We start from the raw sequence: 21,171 nt of genomic DNA on the forward strand, positions 1-21,171 counted from the left end.
TTTGCAAAAAACAATCACGTGTCTCAAGTGTTCCGGCCGGTTCGGACATCGGTATGGTGCGGAAAGCGATGACTTCAGCGCCGTGCCAACGATACTGAAATCCAATGCGCGATCGGCAGCAGGTACAGGAACACTGCCAATGTCAGACTGGACGTGGGCGCTCCCACCGAAGCGAGCGGCACCGCTCCGGCGATGGACCATGGAATCAGCGGAGCCACCACCACGGCGGTATCCTCCAGATTGATGGCCTTGCGATGCTCGTCGGACTCCAGATGGTCGCATAGCTGATTTGTCAGCATGATCGACAACGTTTGATTGCAGGCGACGGCACTCGCCACGAGAGACGTTACCAGCGTGGCGCCGAATACGCTGATATGCCGGGCAAGCGATGCGACCATCCGATGCGCGCCATCCAGCAGTTCCGTCTCTTGGAAAATGCCGGAATATGACGATGAAATGCATACGATTAGCATCACTTTGACCATTGAAACGATTCCGCCACCATCGATCAGCGGTGCGACGCGCGCGTCAGCACAGTGGAATCCGAATACCAGTGCGTGGCCAATCGCGGTCCAATCCATATGTTGCACTGCAACGCAAATCGGCAATGCAGTCAGTATGCTGGCGGTCATGGTGATGCGCACGTCAACCCTGGCGATCGCCAGCGCGACCAACACCACTGCGGGCAGGACGGTGACCCAATCAAGATCGAACGCGTTGGAAAACAGTCCGGCAATGTCAATGGAGCTGTTGGAAGGATGCGTGCACAGCGCCAATGTCGCATACACTGCGCACGTCAGCACGAACGGTACCACGGCGGTTTTCAACATCAGTCGGATATTGTCGAAAATGTTCGTGCGCGTCAGCGTTTTGACCAATTGGGCGCTGGTGGATACGGGGGAGCAGCGGTCGCCGAAATAGATGCCGGACAGTATCGCTCCACCGAGGAACACCGGTGGAACCTGCATGGAAGTGCCCAACGTCATCGTGATCACACCCATCGTCGCGGCCGAAGCGAACGATGATCCGGTCAGCAGAGACATCAGACAGTTGAGTAGGAACGTGAGTAGGACCACCACATGAGGATGCACCAGACCTGCCGTATTCGTCACAATAAACGACACAGTGCCTGCGGCGCGCCACAGGGTGGTCAGCAGGCCGATCAGAACGAACGTTACTACCACGATGCTGGCGGCACGCATGGTCGCGAAACCTTTGGAAATCATGGCGGTGAACGTATGCCCGGTAAGACGCCCATGAGCTAGGAAGATCACCACGCCGGCCAACAACGCCGGAATAATGGAAATGCCGGCGATAATGCAGACGATCAACGCACCACAGAACAACGCCATTGTGATGAGCTCGGCCATGGATACACGTCCTTCCTTCATAGGTGCCATGCGAAACACCGCACCAGTGAACCCGATTGGCATGGTTGATGCGTGGACTGTTTCGATATATGACTATCGGTGTGGCATGTGGCCGTTGCGCTGCGTCGGTTTGCTTCAAGCCGACTTGAAGTTGGTAATCTGGCTCTGGAAGCAAAATCGAACAGAATAAGGAGAATTCATGGCTGATTTCGAAGCAAGGAAGCTGGACGAATTGGATCATCGCACTGATGATGCCTCCGCGCCCGAAGTGTTCTTCACATCTGTGATCACGCCGGAAAGCCTGATTAGAGCCTATCATGCGCTCGGACGCAAGCCTCAAGGCAACGTGGCCATTAAAATCCATTCCGGCGAATCGGAGAAATCCAATAACCTCAATCCGGCGCTCGTCAAGGATCTCGTGCAGGAGATCGGCGGCACGCTCGTCGAATGTGCGACCGCATACGATGGCAATCGCGGAACGCCTGAGAAAAGCCTTGCCGTGTTCAAGGAACGTGGATACGCGGATATCGCACCGATCCAAATCATGGACATGGGCGGTGAAATCGAAATTCCGGTAGCCAAGCACCGTCATATCGCCTATGACATCGTCGGCAAGCATATCGACGACTATGATTCCATTTTCGTGCTCTCGCATTTCAAGGGGCATCCGATGGGCGGCTTCGGTGGCGCGCTCAAAAACGTGTCCATCGGCATCGCATCGTCGAACGGCAAACGCTGGATCCATTCCGCGGGCGTGGCCACCGACCACTGGGTGGAAACCGACCAAGATGACTTCCTCGAATCGATGGCCGAAGCCAACGAAGCAGTGATCAGCCACATGCATGGCAACATGATGTATCTGAACGTCATGAACCGCCTGTCCGTGGACTGCGACTGCTTACCCATCCCATCCGAACCAGACATGCACGATATCGGCGTGTTGTCATCGCTTGACCCGGTGGCGCTCGATCAGGCATGCGTGGACCTTATCCACGTTGCCCCCGACGGAGCTTCCGTCACCGAACGCATCGCATCCCGCCACGGCGAACACACGCTCGAATACGCCGAAGAACTCGGCATCGGCTCACGCTCGTACCGTCTGACCGTGCTCGACTGACAGTGTCCGTAATGACCACGAAACCGGCGGGAACAGGCGGTGTCGTAAGCGCCCATATTGAAGCGCTGCTTGCCGAACGCGACCATGTGCTCGTTGCGATAGACGGGCCATGCGCATCCGGCAAAACCATGCTCGCCGCAACCGTCAACAAGCGTTTCGGCGGCAACGTGCTGCATATGGACGATTTTTTTCTACGTCCCGAGCAGCGCACGCCGGAACGATTCGCGCAACCCGGCGGGAACGTGGACCGCGAACGGTTCGAAACGGAAGTATTGGCTCCGCTTTTCGCCGGAAAAACCGTGCAATACCGTCCATGGGATTGTCATTCGGGCGATTTCGCGGTCTCTCGTACCGTCGAACCGGCTCGGTTGACCATCGTGGAAGGCAGCTACAGCATGCATCCCGATCTGCGCGGGTACTACGATTGCATGATCTGTCTTGCGATTACGCCTGCTGAGCAACTGCGTCGGCTCGAGCAACGTAATCCGCGCATGCTGCGACGTTTCGTCGACGAGTGGATTCCGTTGGAAAACCGTTATTTCGAAGAGACCGGAACCGAATCGGCTGCCGACATGATCGTCGACACTGCATTGCCGGATAACGTATGACGATCATTGAAGAGAAGAAAACAAAAGGAGAATGAATATGTCTGATTCTGCAACTATGTCCGTGCGCGCTTTGCATCGTACCGACCTGCCGAAGCTGAGCCTGAGCACCAAAGCCGCGGCCACCGTGTTGGCCATTGTGGCCGCGGTCGCATTGCCGCAGCTGTTCCATGTCATCGGTGCCGTTTCCGGGCAGGGCACCATGCTTGGCGTAGCGTTTCTGCCGATGCATCTGCCGATCATCTTTGTCGGCCTGATTGCCGGTCCTGCCGTCGGCGCCATCGCCGGAGCTGCCGCGCCGCTCGCCAGCTTCCTGCTGTCCGGCATGCCGATGCTGGCGATGCTGCCGCTGATGATGGTGGAATTGTGCGCGTATGGTCTTGTGGCCGGTCTGCTGCGCGAAGTCAAGCTGCCGAGTCTTGCGAAGGTGGTCATCGCCCAGCTGGCCGGCCGTGTGGTGCTGACCGCGGCCACTGCGATCGCTGTGTTCGCGTTCGGCTCAAGCAAGGCGGTCGCCGCAACATGGACGAGCGACTTGGCCGCCGGTCTGCCGGGACTCGCCTTGCAGTGGGCGCTGATCCCGCTCGCCGCCTACTGGACCGAGTCGCTGATTGCCAAGCGCAATCACTGAACAACGATAGTTCAAACGCGGCAGTCAGCCACGTTCTGAACAAAACCGATATTTTCGGGAGCCAAGCCATTACGCTTGGCTCCCGTTGTCATATCAGTCGGGAAATCGGGAGAAACGGTCATGATCGCGGGAGTGTCCATCACCACATTGCTGCTGGTGCTCGCAGCTGGCATCGGGGCGGGATTCGTTGGATACGCGGTCGGCGCATCCTCGCTGATATCCTATCCGGCGTTGCTGGCGTTCGGCATTCCGCCTGTGCTATCCAACACCACGAACACGGTGGGTGTGTGCGGTACGGGCATCGGCGGACTGCTTTCCGCCCGCAGGGAGCTCAGAGGCCAAGGCGTGCGCGTGGCCGTCTACGCCTGCATCGGACTGGCCGGCGGCATTATCGGCGGACTGTTATTGCTGGAACTGCCGGCGAAGGTCTTCGAATTCGCGGTGCCGCCGCTTATCCTGTTCAGCGCGGTCATCATCGCACTCAATCCACGGAAGAAGGCGGCCGCGCGCGACGCCGTGGCGCAGGCGCTGCCGCAATCGCATCAAGGCGAACGAGCCGCGCGGATCGCCAGCAAAACCGCAAGCGGCACGTTGCGCAACGATCCGTGGTGGCTGTGGGTCGGCGTGAGTTTCGTCGGCATTTATTCCGGATATTTCGGTGCCGCCGCAGGTACGCTTGCCTTGGCGATCCTAGATTTGGGTAAGATCGGCCCGTTCCACCAGATCAACGCGCTGAAGACGGTAGTCGGGTTCGGTGCGAACATTTCTGCAGCAGTCATGTTCATCATCCGTGGTTCCGTCGATTGGCCGTTCGCCATCATGATGTGCCTCGGTTGCACGATCGGCAGTGCGATCGCACCACCCGTCACCCGCCATATTCCGGAGAACATCATGCGCGCCGCCGCTGTGCTCACCGGCATCATCCTCGCCGTCAAGCTCGGCTGGAGCACCTACCTGTGACATGCGCTGTACATTGATTCGCAAGGTGAAGTCCCGCTGGAAGAACCGGTTTCTCCAGCGGATTTCTTTTTTCTAGCTGCCTTGCGATTGAAGGACCTGCGAGCCGTCCATCGGTATCTCGCAAAACAGCATCGTGTCAGATAAGCGTCGACAGCGCTCGCATGACGATGTCCACGTCCTTGTTTTCCAATTCGCGAATGACATGCAGATAGGTTTCCTGTGTTGTGGTCATGCTGGCGTGGCCGAGGCGGCGCGACACGCTGGCGATCGATACGCCGGCGAACAGCAGCAGTGATGCGTGCGTATGCCGCAATCCGTGGATGGAAATGACTGGCACATCCACGTTCTTGCAATGTCTGGCAAGCACGTCGTTGGCTGTGGAATTGTAGACTTTGCCGTGCACGAAGATGGGTTTGTCATGCGGAAGATTCTTGAGCAGTCCGGAAAGCTGCATGATGAGCTGCCAGTCAAGCTGCACTTTGCGCACGGAGGATTCGTTTTTCGTGGGTACAAAACCGCCGCCGTTTTTGTAATCCCAGGTTTTGCTGACGGAAAGCGTTTGGTGGGCGAAATCGAAGTCGTCGGGCGTGAGCCCAAGCGCTTCGGAGAAGCGGAGTCCGGTTTTCGCGATGAGGAGGATGAGCCAATCCCAACTTGCCTCATCGCCAAGATCAAGATCAGCGAGCATAGCGTGCAGCTCGAATTGGTTGAGATACTTCATTTTTTTGATGCGTGGCTGCTTGCCTTTGATAATGACTTTGCGTGTCGGATCACGGGGAATGAATCCTTCATCAACGGCATCGAGAATGGCGCCTTTGATCTGGTGATGAAAATCCATGGTGGTCTGGCGCTCATGATGCTGCGCGTAACCGTTAATGAGCTGCTGATAGGCGGTGCGATCCATATCGGCAAGTCTTAGTTCAGGGATGAGTTTGCTGAGCCAAGATTGTGTGAGTCGATATTTACCCATGGTCACGTCTCTGATGGCACCTTCCTTATACGTTCTCACCCACTGGGCGTAGTAGTCGCAGAACAGCGATTCCGAGGTGATGTTTTCCTGCATAGTGTGCACCTTTCTAAAAAAGATAGGGGATAAGGTGCAGCCATCATACTTACGCTGATGAAGGGTGATGAGCGAGTCAAGGTGACTCAGCATAAAGCCGATTTTTTGTTGCTCAGGTAAGGACGGGATGGATACTTCAAGGTTCTTAACTATCACCCCCGATAGATTCCCTTGACCACCTTGCAAATAGGTTGTGACAATGTAACCTTTTTGCTTCCTCAGCCAAGCAGTGATGTATCTTGCATCACAATCGTCGCGAGGGAGTATGGCGAGAATAGCTTGGTTGATGGCACCTTTTTGCCTCGATACAGCCACCTCGCCACTTGTCGCTCCGTACAATGCATACAGCACATCGCCGGGTTTGACCATTCTCGCAGAGGATGATTCATAACCTTTTTCCGTAAGAAAGAGTTCAGTCGATTCAGCTGCAATTTCAGCAGACCTGATAAAAGGAATAGACCCACCGTAAAACTCAGATTCTCCAGCAGCGGGCGTACCTCCTGAATAGCTTTCGGTTAGTTCACCCAGCTTACGCTGTTCCCAAGCGGGGGCAATTAAAACCAGGAAAACAGCCGTATTACCGTCAATCTATACGGCTGAGCTTCCTTCTTGTGAGCATTAGAGTGTATCCGAGCAGGTTCCGACCGCGCCATTGGCTCGGATTGAACCTGGCTGGGTCATGCATCGACAGGCCGATACCCCAGATGCGGTCTTTGACGGCGCATTCCGCCAGCAGTGCGGTGCCGGTTACCTCAAGCCGTGCCCCAAGTTCGGCGTTCTGGCTGAATTTGGCAAGTAATCCTTCATAGACCTCGATTTGACGAACACCATTCCACACGTGATCGTCATAACCGGCCACCAGTCGACCAAGCCGTTTGATTTCGGCCACGTCATCGGTTTCGAGGATTCGCGCGGCTGTTTCGGCATCGCTGAAACAGCATGCCTTGCGGTACATCATGTACTGTTCCATCGAGGAGAACCCGACACCGTCCACAACGAAGCGTGATGGATACCAGTTGCTCAGGTACCCGTTCTCCTCATCGGGATTATGGAAGCAGACGATGCCTGTCATTCTTCGCCGACTTTCCGCACCGCAAGTTCCAGATCGAGATCATGAAGTCCGAAATAGGCTTTCTTCAGGAAGTCCAACGGCACCCTGGTGATCACTTCAGCACTGGGAATACCGTAGAACCATTGGTAGTAGGCATAGAACTCACCGATCCAATCAGGCATGAACCCTTTAAGCGCCTTGCCGTCCTTCAATTGGTAATGCTCGGTCTCGGTGAAATACTTCCATAGCTCTTCCGCATCCATCGTATTGACGTAGGCTTTGGCTTCATCAATGCTTTTGCGTGTTTTGCTCGTCATATACGTGGCAATGAAATCCTCCGTGCTCTTGTTAGGGAACGATTGCGCCACGTAGTCGAAAAGCTTGCCCTGGCTTTCCACCACATCATCCCGGTAGACCTCTGGATATGCCCGCATTGTCACCACCCCCTAGAGCAACGTGCTGAACACGTTGGTCACCGTATTGGCATCGGAATCGATAAGATCACGCATGTTCTGTCGCGCCTCAACATCCCTCTGATTGTATTTGTCGTTGAATTCGCTGTAGCTCACGGAAAGCAAGCCCTCATTGACTTCTCGCAATTGACCGTATGCCTTTTCGGTCTTGACACAATACTGAATTCCCAGTCCGCCAAGCGACAGCAGTTCCTCCAAGATATCGACGTCCACATTATCTCGAACGAATTCCTTAGCGATGTAGAAGTACGAGGCGTTCGCACGCCAACCTTTGATGATGTCATAACCGCTGGTATCGATGCCATATTGGGCGATGAACTTCGCGGCAAGCACGCGATAACGTTTGGAATCGGCGGCATCACGATGTTTCATCAGCTCGGCCAGCCAGGCAAGCACGCTATGCTCCTGAAAATCCAGGATGCTCAGCCCATTCGTGTCCAGTTCGTACTGGTGAACCCAGCCATTGGACTCATCCGGCCTGCACACGGCCCATTCCTTGGCGAGCTCGACACTTTTAGTCAGATAAAAACCACGACCGTAATCGTGCTTGTCATTGCCCAAACCGTATTCGGGGGTCACTGACTCATGCGGGGAACCGTGAAATAACGTGATCGTTGCCATGAACACCCCTATACGAACATCTTGTCGAGCATGGATTTCTTAATATTCCGGAGTAATTCGAGCTTACGCTGATGAAGGGTGATGAGCGAGTCCAGACGGGAGAAAAATGCTGAAATAACAGACTGCTCTTCACGGCTGGGGAATGTGACCATTCCTTTCAAAGCGTTCTCCGCAGTAACCTTCATATCATTCTTTGCTCCCTTATTAACTAAGGGATGCATGTAATTATTCATCCGCTCATGCTGCTCAAAATATACTTGAATGAAATTGGCATAAACATTATCCCGCGGATGATAAATCGCGTACAGAGTTGAGACTATGCCCGGAATCCCCTTATTTACTTTGATAATCCCATACGGATTAGAGTTCAACGGAGACTTCGTATATACGACATCTCCAGTATTAACGACTCCATAATTCGAGACAGACGCTCCGGCAAATGAACGTCCTTGGAAGGTAATCTGATTTACCACGCCATACTCGCCAGAGACAGAGAGGACGTCTTCCTTCCCGAATTTACCGTCAACATTTTTAGTAGTTGAAACAACGATGTAGTTCTCCAGCTTACGCTGTTCCCAAGCGGGGGCGCGGTATTCTTATGGAAGATGTGCAGTCACTCGTGGAGCCGTGCATTGGTTTGCCGGTACCGCAATGAGGAGGGATAGATGAATAAGCAGCAGCTCGCTTCGAAGATTTGGGAATCCGCCAATAAGATGCGTTCCAAGATCGAAGCGAACGAATACAAGGATTACATTCTTGGCTTCATCTTCTACAAATTCCTTTCGGAAACTGAACTGATGCGCTTGAAAGCCAGCGACTTTACTGAGGACGACCTTCCGCAGCTCACGGAGGACAATCCGGACATTGTGGAATTCGTGCAGGGTGAGTGCGGCTACTTCATCGCCTATGACAACCTGTTTTCCACATGGATTAAACAAGGTAACGATTTCGAGATTTCCAACGTACGTGATGCGCTTTCGGCGTTCTCCCGCAACATCAATCCGGCGCACAAGAAAGTATTCGACGGTATTTTCGACACTCTACAGACCGGACTTTCCAAGCTCGGTACCGATGCAAGAAGCCAGTCCAAGGCCGCGCGAGATTTGATTTACCTCATTAAAGACATTCCGATGGATGGTCGTCAGGATTATGACGTTCTCGGCTTCATCTACGAATATCTCATCAGCAATTTCGCCGCCAATGCGGGGAAGAAGGCCGGCGAATTCTACACACCTTCTGAGGTTTCCCAGCTGATGAGCGAAATCGTCGCCTGGCATTTGCAGGGGCGCGAGCAGATCAAGATCTACGACCCGACATCCGGCTCTGGTTCCTTGCTGATTCATATTGGCCAAGCTGTGGCTCGGCGCAACGGCAATCCGGATTCCATCATGTATTACGCGCAGGAGCTCAAGGAGAACACCTATAACCTCACGCGTATGAATCTGGTGATGCGTGGCATTCTTCCCGACAACATCGTTGCCCGCAACGGCGACACCTTGGAGGATGACTGGCCATGGTTCGACACGTTGGAGAACAAGGAGGAAACGTACAATCCGCTGTTCGTGGATGCGGTGGTCTCCAACCCACCCTATTCGCAGAATTGGGATCCCACCGACAAGGAGATCGATCCGCGTTTCAGCTATGGCATAGCTCCGAAGTCCAAGGCAGATTATGCTTTCCTGCTCCACGACTTGTACCATCTGCGTGCCGATGGCATCATGACCATCGTTCTGCCGCATGGCGTGCTGTTCCGCGGCGGAGAGGAAGGTCAGATTCGTAAGAATCTGATCGAGAACCGTCATATTCAGGCGATTATTGGTCTACCGGCGAATATTTTCTTTGGTACGGGTATCCCCACCATCGTGATGGTGTTGCGCAAAAAACGCGATGATGACAGGGTACTCATCGTTGATGCGTCGAAGCATTTCATCAAGGACGGTAAGAACAACAAGCTACAGGCCTCCGACATCAAACGCATTGTCGATGTGGTGTCGAACAATCGCACGGTACCCAAGTTCAGCCGTCTGGTGTCCATTGATGAGATTCGCGCCAACGATTACAACCTTAACATTCCGCGTTATGTCGATTCATCCGAGGATGCGGAGACGTGGGATATGTACGCTTCGATGTTCGGTGGCGTTCCGAAGAATGAGGTCGAGCAGCTTGAGAAATATTGGAACGCCTGGCCAAGTCTGAAGGCTGAACTGTTCCGTGATAATGGTGCTTGCTATGCCTGCGATCACGATGATATCGCCACCGTGGTGCGCAACAATGCCGACGTACAGGCGTTCATTGCCTCGTATGGGCAAGCCATTTCCGGCCTGCCTGCTGACCTGCGCTCCCGTTTGGTGGAGCATCCCGAACAAGTGGATGCGCTCGCCCAGGAAACGGCCATCGGTAAGGAATTGGATGCGATGATTGCCGATACCGCGCTGGTTGACCCGTATGATGCTTATCAGAAGCTTGATGACGCATGGAACGGCATCTCCATTGATCTGGAAGTGTTAGGTTCCGAAGGCTTTGACGCAGTAAGAGCCGTGGATCCGAACATGGTCGTCAAGAAGAAGGCCGGCAAGGATGTGGAAGTGCAGGATGGCTGGATTGGCCGCGTTCTGCCGTTCGACCTGGTTCAGCGCGAGCTGTTGCACGATGATTTGGCCGCAATCGAGACGGACGAACGCCGTGTGCAAGACATCGATTCCGAGATTGAAACCATATTGGAAGGTTTCGATGAGGATGACAAGCAGAACAGCGATGCAATCAATCAGGACGGTGACGCCTTCGTTGCCGCCGAGCTGAAGAAAGCGGTCAAGGCGATCGGCAAGAATCCGGCTTCCGACTTCGAGCGTGGCTTGGTGCAGGCCCAGAAGCTGTTTGATGAGGCGAAGAAGCTGAAATCCGGCATCAAGACCAAGCGAAACGTGTTGGAGGAGAAGACCTACAACACGATTAAGGCATTGAGTGACGAGGAAGCCAGACGATTGCTGGAATCCAAGTGGATTACGCCGCTGCAGAAGCAGCTGGAAGCGCTGCCGAATGCGGTGATCGACGAATTCATTGGCAAAGTGAACGCGTTGAAGAACAAGTACGCCACCACATATGCCGACGTATGCGGCCAAATCGATGAAGCGGAGAAGGAATTGGCCGGAATGCTTGGCGATTTGACCGGCAATGTTCGTGATATGGCGGGCTTGGAAGAGCTCAAAGCACTGCTCGGGGGTGAATGATATGGCCGAACAGCATGGAAAAGCGTTGGTTCCGCAGATTCGTTTCGCTGGTTTCACTGACCCTTGGGAACAGCGTAAGCTGGGGGAAGTTGCTTATGGATTCGAGTACGGTTTGAATGCGGCTGCTTCGGATTTTGATGGTGAGAAAAAATATCTTCGAATCACTGATATAGATGATCGAACTCGTGAATTCCGTACGGATGATTTATCATCACCTGATATCAATAATCCGATTGATGACAAGTACCTACTTAAAGAGGGTGATATATTATTTGCACGAACCGGGGCTAGCGTAGGTAAAACCTACTTGTATAGGGCATCAGACGGGAAAACGTATTATGCCGGTTTCCTTATTCGAGCACATGTTTCGGACGAGGCGGATGCTGGTTTCATCTTTCAAAGCACACTCACTGAACGATATAAGCAATTCGTTTTGCTTACTTCTCAGCGCTCTGGACAGCCTGGTATCAATGCACAAGAATACGCGGATCTTCTTTTGCCTTTGCCGTCCTTATCCGAGCAGCGCCGAATCGGCAAGTTCTTCTCTCGTCTGGACTCGCTCATCACCCTTCATCAGCGTAAGTATGACAAGCTCTGCGTGCTGAAAAAATCCATGCTCGACAAGATGTTCCCTAAAGGGGGTTCGCTATATCCGGAGATTCGTTTTGCCGGTTTCACTGACCCTTGGGAACAGCGTAAGCTGGGTGAACTAACCGAAAGCTATTCAGGAGGTACGCCCGCTGCTGGAGAATCTGAGTTTTACGGTGGGTCTATTCCTTTTATCAGGTCTGCTGAAATTGCAGCTGAATCGACTGAACTCTTTCTTACGGAAAAAGGTTATGAATCATCCTCTGCGAGAATGGTCAAACCCGGCGATGTGCTGTATGCATTGTACGGAGCGACAAGTGGCGAGGTGGCTGTATCGAGGCAAAAAGGTGCCATCAACCAAGCTATTCTCGCCATACTCCCTCGCGACGATTGTGATGCAAGATACATCACTGCTTGGCTGAGGAAGCAAAAAGGTTACATTGTCACAACCTATTTGCAAGGTGGTCAAGGGAATCTATCGGGGGTGATAGTTAAGAACCTTGAAGTATCCATCCCGTCCTTACCTGAGCAACAAAAAATCGGCTTTATGCTGAGTCACCTTGACTCGCTCATCACCCTTCATCAGCGTAAGCTCGAATTACTCCGGAATATTAAGAAATCCATGCTCGACAAGATGTTCGTATAGGGGTGTTCATGGCAACGATCACGTTATTTCACGGTTCCCCGCATGAGTCAGTGACCCCCGAATACGGTTTGGGCAATGACAAGCACGATTACGGTCGTGGTTTTTATCTGACTAAAAGTGTCGAGCTCGCCAAGGAATGGGCCGTGTGCAGGCCGGATGAGTCCAATGGCTGGGTTCACCAGTACGAACTGGACACGAATGGGCTGAGCATCCTGGATTTTCAGGAGCATAGCGTGCTTGCCTGGCTGGCCGAGCTGATGAAACATCGTGATGCCGCCGATTCCAAACGTTATCGCGTGCTTGCCGCGAAGTTCATCGCCCAATATGGCATCGATACCAGCGGTTATGACATCATCAAAGGTTGGCGTGCGAACGCCTCGTACTTCTACATCGCTAAGGAATTCGTTCGAGATAATGTGGACGTCGATATCTTGGGGGAACTGCTGTCGCTTGGCGGACTGGGAATTCAGTATTGTGTCAAGACCGAAAAGGCATACGGTCAATTGCGAGAAGTCAATGAGGGCTTGCTTTCCGTGAGCTACAGCGAATTCAACGACAAATACAATCAGAGGGATGTTGAGGCGCGACAGAACATGCGTGATCTTATCGATTCCGATGCCAATACGGTGACCAACGTGTTCAGCACGTTGCTCTAGGGGGTGGTGACAATGCGGGCATATCCAGAGGTCTACCGGGATGATGTGGTGGAAAGCCAGGGCAAGCTTTTCGACTACGTGGCGCAATCGTTCCCTAACAAGAGCACGGAGGATTTCATTGCCACGTATATGACGAGCAAAACACGCAAAAGCATTGATGAAGCCAAAGCCTACGTCAATACGATGGATGCGGAAGAGCTATGGAAGTATTTCACCGAGACCGAGCATTACCAATTGAAGGACGGCAAGGCGCTTAAAGGGTTCATGCCTGATTGGATCGGTGAGTTCTATGCCTACTACCAATGGTTCTACGGTATTCCCAGTGCTGAAGTGATCACCAGGGTGCCGTTGGACTTCCTGAAGAAAGCCTATTTCGGACTTCATGATCTCGATCTGGAACTTGCGGTGCGGAAAGTCGGCGAAGAATGACAGGCATCGTCTGCCTCCATAATCCCGATGAGGAGAACGGGTACCTGAGCAACTGGTATCCATCACGCTTCGTTGTGGACGGTGTCGGGTTCTCCTCGATGGAACAGTACATGATGTACCGCAAGGCATGCTGTTTCAGCGATGCCGAAACAGCCGCGCGAATCCTCGAAACCGATGACGTGGCCGAAATCAAACGGCTTGGTCGACTGGTGGCCGGTTATGACGATCACGTGTGGAATGGTGTTCGTCAAATCGAGGTCTATGAAGGATTACTTGCCAAATTCAGCCAGAACGCCGAACTTGGGGCACGGCTTGAGGTAACCGGCACCGCACTGCTGGCGGAATGCGCCGTCAAAGACCGCATCTGGGGTATCGGCCTGTCGATGCATGACCCAGCCAGGTTCAATCCGAGCCAATGGCGCGGTCGGAACCTGCTCGGATACACTCTAATGCTCACAAGAAGGAAGCTCAGCCGTATAGATTGACGGTAATACGGCTGTTTTCCTGGTTTTAATTGCCCCCGCTTGGGAACAGCGTAAGCTGGGGGAAGTTGCTTATGGATTCGAGTACGGTTTGAATGCGGCTGCTTCGGATTTTGATGGTGAGAAAAAATATCTTCGAATCACTGATATAGATGATCGAACTCGTGAATTCCGTACGGATGATTTATCATCACCTGATATCAATAATCCGATTGATGACAAGTACCTACTTAAAGAGGGTGATATATTATTTGCACGAACCGGGGCTAGCGTAGGTAAAACCTACTTGTATAGGGCATCAGACGGGAAAACGTATTATGCCGGTTTCCTTATTCGAGCACATGTTTCGGACGAGGCGGATGCTGGTTTCATCTTTCAAAGCACACTCACTGAACGATATAAGCAATTCGTTTTGCTTACTTCTCAGCGCTCTGGACAGCCTGGTATCAATGCACAAGAATACGCGGATCTTCTTTTGCCTTTGCCGTCCTTATCCGAGCAGCGCCGAATCGGCAAGTTCTTCTCTCGTCTGGACTCGCTCATCACCCTTCATCAGCGTAAGTATGATGGTGTTGCTTCTTGGATGTTAGGGGTTGCGCTCGTAAGATTGGGCTCAGAAAGTGACGGTGCATTCGGGGAGATGAAACATGTTCTACAATAGAGAATCGGATTTCGAAGACGATCTGGTCGCGGTACTGAATCGCCATGGATGGACCGATGGCGTGTTGGAATACCCAACCGAACAGGACCTTATCAGCAATTGGGCCAACATCCTGTTCGACAACAACAAAGGCATCGATCGATTGAATGGGCAGCGCCTTACCAAAGGCGAGATGGCGCAGATCCTCGAACAAATCGAAACATTGCGCACGCCATTGGCGCTGAATTCCTTCATCAACGGTAAAACCGTATCCATTAAACGTGATAATCCCAAGGATGAGGCTCATTACGGCAAGGAAATCAGCCTGAAGATCTATGATCGCCAGGAAATAGCAGCGGGGCAAAGCCGGTACCAAATCGCAAGACAGCCGATGTATCCGGCGAAAAACAAGATGCTGAACGATCGCAGGGGGGACGTTTGCCTGCTTATCAACGGCATGCCGGTCATCCACATCGAACTGAAGAAAAGCGGCATCCCCATAAGCCAGGCCACCAATCAAATCGCCAAATACGCGCATGAAGGCGTGTTCACCGGATTGTTCAGACTCGTGCAGGTCTTCGTGGCCATGAATCCGGATGATGCCGTGTACTTCGCCAATCCTGGCGAAGGCGACTTCAACAGCAACTACTTTTTCCACTGGGCTGATTTCAACAATGAGCCCATAGCGGCGAACAAACATGTTGGGCAGGACGAGTGGAAACGGTTCGCGTCGGACCTGTTGTCCATTCCCATGGCTCATCAGCTCATCGGTTTCTACACGGTTGCAGATTCCGCGGACGGATGCCTCAAAGTGCTGCGCAGCTACCAATACCAAGCGGTGAACGCCATTTCCGATCGTGTACGCACCTGCAAATGGGATGAGCCGGTGCCAAGCGGTACTCCGGGACGCCCAGGCGGCTATGTGTGGCATACCACCGGCTCGGGCAAAACCATGACCAGTTTCAAAGCGGCGCAGCTCATTGCCGGCTCGAAAGACGCTGACAAGGTCATCTTCCTTATGGACCGTATCGAGTTGGGTACGCAGTCACTGCTGGAATACCGGTCGTTCGCGGATGATGCCGATGACGTGCAGGGTACGGAAAACACGGATGTGCTCAAGGCGAAGCTGGCAAGCATCGACCCGAAGGACACGCTTATCGTCACGTCCATTCAGAAAATGAGCAACATCAAAGCAGGCGAGGGGCATATCACCGAAGAGGAAGTGAAGAAGCTCGCCGGCAAACGCATCGTGTTCATCATCGACGAATGTCATCGTTCCACATTCGGCGAGATGCTGCAGGATATTCGCCGTTCCTTCCCGAACGCACTGTATTTCGGTTTCACAGGTACTCCAATCCATGAGGAGAACCGTAAGAAGGGCTCGACCACATCAATGGTGTTCGGCGATTGCCTCCACCGGTACAGCATCGCCGATGGCATCCGCGATGGCAATGTGCTCGGCTTCGACCCGTACATGGTGCTGACGTACCGAGACAGGGACGTTTGCCAGGTGGTCGCATTGGAGAAGGCGAAGGCGTCGACGATTGAGGAAGCCCAAGCGGATCCGGCGAAAGCCGAAGTGTTCTACCATTACATGGATCCGAATCAAATGCCGATGGGACCTATGGAAACGCAGGCCGGAGAACGCATCAAGGGCATTGAGGATTACCTGACTTCGGCACAGTACGCGCAGGGCACCCCGCATGAGGGCAAGGTTGTGGAGGATATTCTCGATCAATTCCCATTGCTGAGCAGGGGCAACAAATTCCATGCGATGCTGGCCACGAGTTCCATTCCCGAGGCGATCAGCTATTATCGCTTGTTCAAGGAGCGTGCGCCGCAGATGCATGTGACTGCGCTGTTCGACCCCAATGTCGATAACTCCGACGGCGCGATTCTCAAAGGGGACGCGCTTCAGGAGATCATCGGCGATTACAACGAACTGTTCGGCAAGGATTTCATCATCCCCACATGGCCGAAGATGAAGAAGGACATCACGGCGCGGCTTTCCCACAAGCGGCCATATCTGACGGTCGACCAGCATCGCGAGGAACGGCTGGATCTGCTGATCGTGGTCGACCAGATGCTGACGGGCTTCGACTCCAAGTGGGTCAACACGCTGTATCTCGACAAAATCATCGATTACGAGAACATCATTCAGGCGTTCAGCCGTACGAACCGACTGTTCGGCCCTGATAAGCCCTTCGGAACGATACGCTACTACCGCAAGCCGCATACCATGAAAGGGTATATCGAAGCGGCGGTGAAACTGTATTCCGGAGACAAGCCGCTTGATCTGTTCGTGCAGAAGCTGCCGGAAAACGTGCGTCTGATGGATGCGCGTTTCGAAGAGATCGCTTCCGTGTTTCGCGCCGAAGGCGTGGAGGATTTCATGAAGCTGCCGGAGTCCGTGGAAGCATGCCGGAAGTTCGCGAAGCTGTTCTCGGAACTCAATGATTTTCTTGAAGCCGCCAAAGTGCAAGGATTTACATGGCAGCAGCGGGAATACTCCGTCACCCATGACGATGGTTCGGTGGAGGTTGTGCGGCCGGAACTCGATGAACGCACATATCTGATTCTCGTTCAGCGATACAAGGAGTTGTTTGCTGGAGATGGCGAAGGCCATAGTGAGGGTCCTGAGGCTCCATACGATCTTGATGGGCATATCACCGAAATCGACACGGGATTGATTGATACGGATTACATGAACGCCAACTTCACCAAATGGCTCAAGGCGCTTGGTGGAGGAGATCCAGACCTGTTGGCATCAGCTGAGGAGGAATTGCATAAGTCGTTCGCTTCGCTCAGCCAAGAGGAACAACGGTACGCCGAACTGTTCATGCATGATGTGGAACGTGGCGAAATCGAGTTGGAGGAAGGCAAGACGCTGCGCGACTACATCACGTATTACGCTGACAGTGCTCAGAATAGCCAAGTAGAGAAAATCACAGAGAAGCTTGGTGTTGACAGCAATCTGCTCAGAGAGATGATGCGGCTTGATCTTACGGAAAACAGCCTGAACGAGTTCGGCCGGTTTGATCGATTGAAAGCTTCGGTTAACAAGTCTCTGGCGAAGGCATTTTTCGATAAGCCGGATAGTCCGGTCTCACAATTCACTGCAAATCTTCTCGCCACCAAGTTGCTGAAAAGCTTTATCCTTGAAGGAGGATTCGATCTGGACGATCGTAAATAGCGGACGGTAGTAAAACAGGGGGAGAATCATGTCGGTTGTCGATGAGGCGAAACTGAGGTATCTGGACTTTCTTTCGCGTGAGGATCGGGTACGCCACCATCGCTACGTTGAGGAAATGAAGCAGTATGACATGATGCGCTCCGGCGACATCAATGCCATTTCGGAAAGCGCGAAACTGTGGGATTCCGGACTATACGGCCATCTGTCGGACGATCCTCTGAAAAACGCGAAATACCGTTTCGTCACCACCATTACCTTGGCCACGCGTTTCGCCATTGAAGGTGGCATGGACGAGGAAGACGCATACAACGCCTCCGATCTGTACATTCAAGATCTTGACAATTGCAAGACTCCGGAAGATGTGCGCCGACTGCACACCGACATGATGACCTTCTTCACTTGGGCCATGGCCGACATGCAGAAAACCGACACCCATTCCAAAGCCGTCAACGAGTGCATGGACTACATCCACTACCATCTGCATGAGAAAATCACTGTCGCGATTCTGGCACAGCACGTGCATTTGAATCCCACGTATCTGTCGGAACTGTTCGCACGCGAAACGGGAACGTCATTGTCGCAATACATTACCGACAAACGTATGGAAGCCGCCGAAAACATGCTGAAATATTCGGAATACAGCTTCAATGAGATCGCACAGATCCTCGCATACCGGTCGCAAAGCCACTTTTCGAAAGTGTTTAAAAAACATAGCGGCATGACACCGGGGGAGTACCGCGCCAAGTATTCACAGAACGGCATTTGGCCGGAGTAGTAGCGCCTCGGCGTGTCGCGGGCGATGCGGTGAACCGGACGTAACGACATCGCGAACTTCGGGTGTGCCAATCGTGAAATCGATGTGGTTTCGCGTGTGGCATACGTTCGAATCGACTACGGTGAAAGTATTCAATGATGATGCGCGCCGGCCGAATGAACGACAGAACGGAAACGCGCGCAGGATGTGGATGAAAGCAAAGGAATAAACGAATATGGGAATGCCCCTTGATTTGTATGTGATTCGACATGGCGAATCCGAAGCGAACGTGATTATCAGTGCCGGTGAACAGGGTGACAACTCGCTGTATACGCAGGACAACGTCACCGTGCCCGACCGTTCGTGGAGGCTTACGGCCACCGGCCGCAAGCAGGCGGACTGCATCGGCCGCTGGCTGGTCTCACAGCAGCCATTGTTCGACCGCTACCTCGTCTCGCCGTACGTGCGCACGCGTGAGACGGCTGCCACGATGGCCCTGCCTAAGGCGAAATGGGAGGAGACACGCGTGCTGCGCGAACGCTCCTGGGGTGAGATCAATACCATCACGAAAGACGATTTCAAAACCAATTACGCGCGTAACTGGATGTTCAAGAACACTGATCCGCTGTATTGGCGTCCGCCGGCGGGCGAATCGATCGCCGATGTGGCCGAAAACCGCGTGCATAATCTGCTCACATCCCTGAACCGCAAGTCGGACGCAGAATCCGTGGTGATGGTCAGTCACGGCGACCTCATGCTGGCGCTTATGCTCACTTTGGAGGACTTGTCCGACGAGGAATTCATGCACCGTGCGGCGTCCGACGAATGGAAGATCACTAATTGTACGTGCTTCCATTATTCGCGCCGTGATCCGGCGACCGGGCGTACGCATAAGCGGTTCTGTTGGGAGCAGACCGCCCGCCCGGTGTTCGACGATGCGGAAGGTCGTTGGGCGGTGAAAGTGGACGATTGGCGTGAATTCAAGCGTCCAGTGCTGTCGAATGGCGATTTGGTGGACGTTGTTCATGCGGTTGACCGTCACCTGTGATGTGTGTTGGTCTGTTGATTGCATGATCGGATTGGCTGATATCGACGATTGATGCCCCCATCTTGCGTGCGCAACGCGCCCGTGTCCACGCCCCACTACAATGGCTGTGACACGCGGCGCGTTTTTGCTTGCCGCGCAAGAGAGTTAAGGAGACAATCGTATGTCCAATCTGTTCACGTGGCAGGTCCACGGTGACGGCAAGACGCTGAAGCCGGGCGAAGTCGTTGAGCCTGACGAGCGCCTGACTTGGCCGCGCACCGCCGAAATCGGCGCACAGCATGTCATCGCCATGTTCGGCGCCACGTTCCTCGTGCCGATTCTGACCGGTTTCGACCCGTCCACCACCTTGTTCTTTACGGCCATGTCGACCGCACTGTTCCTGCTGATCAACAAGAACATGCTGCCGAGCTACCTAGGCTCGTCCTTCGGTTTCATCGCGCCGATCGCCGCCGTGGCCAGCGCCCACAAGGGCCTCGCTGTCGCGTCCTTCGGCATCATGGTCACCGGCATCTTGCTGGCCCTGATCGGCGTGCTCGTCCATTACGCGGGCGCCAAGTGGATCGACATCATCATGCCGCCGGTTGTCAACGGTGCCATTGTGGCCATCATCGGCTTCAACCTGGCTCCGAGCGTGTGGAACAACTTCAAGGTCGCTCCCGACACCGCCATCGTCACCCTCGTGGCCGTGCTGCTCGTCGCCGTGTTGTTCAAGGGTCTGCTCGGCCGACTCAACATCCTCATCGGCGTGATCATCGGCTATGCGTACGCCTGCTTCCGTGGTCAGGTCGACTTCTCCGCCATCGGCAAGGCCGCATGGATCGGCCTGCCGGAATTCCGTCTGCCGCAGGTCGACTTCACCATCCTGCCGATGTTCATCCCAGTCGTGCTCGTGCTCATCGCCGAAAACGTCGGCCACGTCAAGTCCGTGTCCCAGATGACCGGCCGCGATTATGACGACCAGATCGGCACCGCCCTGTTCGCCGACGGTCTTGGTACTACCATCGCCGGTTTCGGCGGCGGTTCCGGCACCACCACGTACGGTGAGAACATCGGTGTGATGGCAGCCACCAAGGTGTATTCCACCGCAGCTTACTGGTGCGCCGCTGCGTTCGCGCTGATTCTGAGCCTGTGCCCGAAGTTCGGCGCCATCATCAACACCATTCCTGCTGGCGTGCTCGGTGGCGTGACCACCCTGCTGTACGGCATGATCGGCATGGTCGGCATTCGTATTTGGGTTGAGAACAAGGTCAACTTCGACAAGCCGCTGAACATCATGGTTGCCGCGATCACCATGATTATCGCCATCGGCCAGTTCGCGTTCGCTTTCAATGGCATTTCCTTTAACGGCATCGCCATCGGCACCATCGTGGTCCTCGTCGCCTACCACGGCCTGAAGGCCATCGGCAAGGCTACCGGCACCATTGCCAAGGACGATCCGGACATTCTGTGACGGACGGCAATCAGCCGTATCGGACCCGTCGGTCTTATGGCCGGCGGGTTCTTTTTGTACGTGTTTCCATACAAACGTTCCAACATATTTCGTCAATCGATCAATGTGTTGCGTTGAGCAGGTTTTATGATGGTGCGTGTAAGTGAATGCGCATGCGGCAAGGGAGG

The 21,171-nt window shown here is 53.7% G+C and carries 20 protein-coding genes and 1 pseudogene; 14 read left to right on the forward strand and 7 right to left on the reverse strand.

What is annotated here, in order from left to right; all coding sequences use genetic code 11:
• Window positions 1-74: 74 nt before the first annotated feature.
• Entirely contained in the window at window positions 75-1,370 is a 1,296-nt protein-coding gene (locus tag BBCT_RS03175; protein ID WP_033513270.1) for a Na+/H+ antiporter NhaC family protein, read from the reverse strand.
• Window positions 1,371-1,569: 199 nt separating this feature from the next.
• Here BBCT_RS03175 and BBCT_RS03180 point away from each other — a divergent pair, with 199 nt between their 5' ends.
• The 4 genes from BBCT_RS03180 (at window position 1,570) to BBCT_RS03195 (ending at window position 4,683) form a co-directional block, all read left to right on the forward strand.
• Window positions 1,570-2,487, forward strand: coding sequence for a DUF362 domain-containing protein (locus BBCT_RS03180; RefSeq protein ID WP_003836631.1), 918 nt, complete (start codon window positions 1,570-1,572; stop codon window positions 2,485-2,487).
• 11 nt (window positions 2,488-2,498) lie between these two features.
• Entirely contained in the window at window positions 2,499-3,095 is a 597-nt protein-coding gene (locus BBCT_RS03185; RefSeq protein WP_003836632.1) for a uridine kinase family protein, read from the forward strand.
• A 37-nt stretch (window positions 3,096-3,132) separates the two neighbouring features.
• Entirely contained in the window at window positions 3,133-3,723 is a 591-nt protein-coding gene (locus BBCT_RS03190) for an ECF transporter S component (RefSeq protein ID WP_022245048.1), read from the forward strand.
• A gap of 120 nt (window positions 3,724-3,843) precedes the next feature.
• Window positions 3,844-4,683 carry a sulfite exporter TauE/SafE family protein gene (locus BBCT_RS03195; RefSeq protein WP_003836635.1) on the forward strand — a complete coding sequence of 280 codons (840 nt, stop codon included), beginning with the start codon at window positions 3,844-3,846 and terminating at the stop codon, window positions 4,681-4,683.
• A gap of 136 nt (window positions 4,684-4,819) precedes the next feature.
• Here the strand turns inward: BBCT_RS03195 and BBCT_RS09250 are convergent, their stop codons facing one another.
• From BBCT_RS09250 to BBCT_RS03220, 6 genes and pseudogenes are all read right to left on the reverse strand, one after another.
• Window positions 4,820-5,746, reverse strand: coding sequence for a site-specific integrase (locus tag BBCT_RS09250; protein ID WP_033513268.1), 927 nt, complete (start codon window positions 5,744-5,746; stop codon window positions 4,820-4,822).
• Window positions 5,747-5,851: 105 nt separating this feature from the next.
• Window positions 5,852-6,334 (reverse strand): annotated as a pseudogene (locus BBCT_RS09255) (restriction endonuclease subunit S); the annotation flags it as partial.
• Window positions 6,330-6,818, reverse strand: a complete 489-nt coding sequence (locus tag BBCT_RS03205; RefSeq protein WP_003834050.1) for an NADAR family protein — start codon at window positions 6,816-6,818, stop codon at window positions 6,330-6,332. The gene BBCT_RS03205 and the pseudogene BBCT_RS09255, both read right to left, overlap by 5 nt.
• The gene (locus tag BBCT_RS03210) at window positions 6,815-7,231 is read right to left on the reverse strand and encodes a hypothetical protein (protein ID WP_003834048.1); all 417 of its coding nucleotides are present in this window, start codon (window positions 7,229-7,231) and stop codon (window positions 6,815-6,817) included. The genes BBCT_RS03205 and BBCT_RS03210 overlap by 4 nt, the downstream gene beginning before the upstream one ends.
• Before the next feature lie 12 nt (window positions 7,232-7,243).
• Window positions 7,244-7,891 (reverse strand): DUF3990 domain-containing protein, encoded by a 648-nt coding sequence (locus BBCT_RS03215; protein ID WP_003834045.1) that lies wholly within the window; start codon window positions 7,889-7,891, stop codon window positions 7,244-7,246.
• A gap of 8 nt (window positions 7,892-7,899) precedes the next feature.
• Window positions 7,900-8,364 carry a restriction endonuclease subunit S domain-containing protein gene (locus BBCT_RS03220; protein ID WP_053001057.1) on the reverse strand — a complete coding sequence of 155 codons (465 nt, stop codon included), beginning with the start codon at window positions 8,362-8,364 and terminating at the stop codon, window positions 7,900-7,902.
• A gap of 192 nt (window positions 8,365-8,556) precedes the next feature.
• Here BBCT_RS03220 and BBCT_RS03225 point away from each other — a divergent pair, with 192 nt between their 5' ends.
• From BBCT_RS03225 to BBCT_RS03270, 10 genes are all read left to right on the forward strand, one after another.
• Window positions 8,557-11,118 carry a type I restriction-modification system subunit M gene (locus tag BBCT_RS03225; protein WP_003836334.1) on the forward strand — a complete coding sequence of 854 codons (2,562 nt, stop codon included), beginning with the start codon at window positions 8,557-8,559 and terminating at the stop codon, window positions 11,116-11,118.
• Between the two features lies 1 nt (window position 11,119).
• On the forward strand, window positions 11,120-12,352 hold the full coding sequence (locus BBCT_RS03230) for a restriction endonuclease subunit S (RefSeq protein ID WP_047750596.1): 1,233 nt from the start codon (window positions 11,120-11,122) through the stop codon (window positions 12,350-12,352).
• Between the two features lie 8 nt (window positions 12,353-12,360).
• Window positions 12,361-13,008, forward strand: a complete 648-nt coding sequence (locus BBCT_RS03235; RefSeq protein WP_047750723.1) for a DUF3990 domain-containing protein — start codon at window positions 12,361-12,363, stop codon at window positions 13,006-13,008.
• A 12-nt stretch (window positions 13,009-13,020) separates the two neighbouring features.
• Window positions 13,021-13,437 carry a hypothetical protein gene (locus BBCT_RS03240; protein ID WP_003834048.1) on the forward strand — a complete coding sequence of 139 codons (417 nt, stop codon included), beginning with the start codon at window positions 13,021-13,023 and terminating at the stop codon, window positions 13,435-13,437.
• A complete protein-coding gene (locus BBCT_RS03245; protein ID WP_047750598.1) occupies window positions 13,434-13,922 on the forward strand; it encodes an NADAR family protein in 489 nt (162 codons plus the stop codon). Before BBCT_RS03240 ends, BBCT_RS03245 begins: the two co-directional genes overlap by 4 nt.
• Window positions 13,923-14,010: 88 nt before the next feature.
• Window positions 14,011-14,580, forward strand: a complete 570-nt coding sequence (locus BBCT_RS03250; RefSeq protein ID WP_070098245.1) for a restriction endonuclease subunit S — start codon at window positions 14,011-14,013, stop codon at window positions 14,578-14,580.
• On the forward strand, window positions 14,567-17,752 hold the full coding sequence (locus BBCT_RS03255) for a type I restriction endonuclease subunit R, EcoR124 family (protein WP_003835337.1): 3,186 nt from the start codon (window positions 14,567-14,569) through the stop codon (window positions 17,750-17,752). The genes BBCT_RS03250 and BBCT_RS03255 overlap by 14 nt, the downstream gene beginning before the upstream one ends.
• Before the next feature lie 28 nt (window positions 17,753-17,780).
• Window positions 17,781-18,527, forward strand: coding sequence for a helix-turn-helix domain-containing protein (locus BBCT_RS03260; protein ID WP_003835336.1), 747 nt, complete (start codon window positions 17,781-17,783; stop codon window positions 18,525-18,527).
• 214 nt (window positions 18,528-18,741) lie between these two features.
• A complete protein-coding gene (locus BBCT_RS03265) occupies window positions 18,742-19,554 on the forward strand; it encodes a histidine phosphatase family protein (protein WP_003835331.1) in 813 nt (270 codons plus the stop codon).
• 160 nt (window positions 19,555-19,714) lie between these two features.
• Window positions 19,715-21,004 carry a uracil-xanthine permease family protein gene (locus BBCT_RS03270; RefSeq protein WP_003835330.1) on the forward strand — a complete coding sequence of 430 codons (1,290 nt, stop codon included), beginning with the start codon at window positions 19,715-19,717 and terminating at the stop codon, window positions 21,002-21,004.
• Window positions 21,005-21,171 lie beyond the last annotated feature (167 nt).

The organism is Bifidobacterium catenulatum DSM 16992 = JCM 1194 = LMG 11043, from assembly GCF_001025195.1.
Taxonomy (GTDB): Bacteria; Actinomycetota; Actinomycetes; order Actinomycetales; family Bifidobacteriaceae; genus Bifidobacterium; species Bifidobacterium catenulatum.

Excerpts from the sequence above, each read along its gene's own strand:
- BBCT_RS03175 (WP_033513270.1), bottom strand. The coding sequence starts at position 1,370 with ATGGCCGAGCTCATCACAATGGCGTTGTTCTGTGGTGCGTTGATCGTC.
- BBCT_RS03180 (WP_003836631.1), top strand. The coding sequence starts at position 1,570 with ATGGCTGATTTCGAAGCAAGGAAGCTGGACGAATTGGATCATCGCACT.
- BBCT_RS03185 (WP_003836632.1), top strand. The coding sequence starts at position 2,499 with ATGACCACGAAACCGGCGGGAACAGGCGGTGTCGTAAGCGCCCATATT.
- BBCT_RS03190 (WP_022245048.1), top strand. The coding sequence starts at position 3,133 with ATGTCTGATTCTGCAACTATGTCCGTGCGCGCTTTGCATCGTACCGAC.
- BBCT_RS03195 (WP_003836635.1), top strand. The coding sequence starts at position 3,844 with ATGATCGCGGGAGTGTCCATCACCACATTGCTGCTGGTGCTCGCAGCT.
- BBCT_RS09250 (WP_033513268.1), bottom strand. The coding sequence starts at position 5,746 with ATGCAGGAAAACATCACCTCGGAATCGCTGTTCTGCGACTACTACGCC.
- BBCT_RS03205 (WP_003834050.1), bottom strand. The coding sequence starts at position 6,818 with ATGACAGGCATCGTCTGCTTCCATAATCCCGATGAGGAGAACGGGTAC.
- BBCT_RS03210 (WP_003834048.1), bottom strand. The coding sequence starts at position 7,231 with ATGCGGGCATATCCAGAGGTCTACCGGGATGATGTGGTGGAAAGCCAG.
- BBCT_RS03215 (WP_003834045.1), bottom strand. The coding sequence starts at position 7,891 with ATGGCAACGATCACGTTATTTCACGGTTCCCCGCATGAGTCAGTGACC.
- BBCT_RS03225 (WP_003836334.1), top strand. The coding sequence starts at position 8,557 with ATGAATAAGCAGCAGCTCGCTTCGAAGATTTGGGAATCCGCCAATAAG.
- BBCT_RS03230 (WP_047750596.1), top strand. The coding sequence starts at position 11,120 with ATGGCCGAACAGCATGGAAAAGCGTTGGTTCCGCAGATTCGTTTCGCT.
- BBCT_RS03235 (WP_047750723.1), top strand. The coding sequence starts at position 12,361 with ATGGCAACGATCACGTTATTTCACGGTTCCCCGCATGAGTCAGTGACC.
- BBCT_RS03240 (WP_003834048.1), top strand. The coding sequence starts at position 13,021 with ATGCGGGCATATCCAGAGGTCTACCGGGATGATGTGGTGGAAAGCCAG.
- BBCT_RS03245 (WP_047750598.1), top strand. The coding sequence starts at position 13,434 with ATGACAGGCATCGTCTGCCTCCATAATCCCGATGAGGAGAACGGGTAC.
- BBCT_RS03255 (WP_003835337.1), top strand. The coding sequence starts at position 14,567 with ATGTTCTACAATAGAGAATCGGATTTCGAAGACGATCTGGTCGCGGTA.
- BBCT_RS03260 (WP_003835336.1), top strand. The coding sequence starts at position 17,781 with ATGTCGGTTGTCGATGAGGCGAAACTGAGGTATCTGGACTTTCTTTCG.
- BBCT_RS03265 (WP_003835331.1), top strand. The coding sequence starts at position 18,742 with ATGGGAATGCCCCTTGATTTGTATGTGATTCGACATGGCGAATCCGAA.
- BBCT_RS03270 (WP_003835330.1), top strand. The coding sequence starts at position 19,715 with ATGTCCAATCTGTTCACGTGGCAGGTCCACGGTGACGGCAAGACGCTG.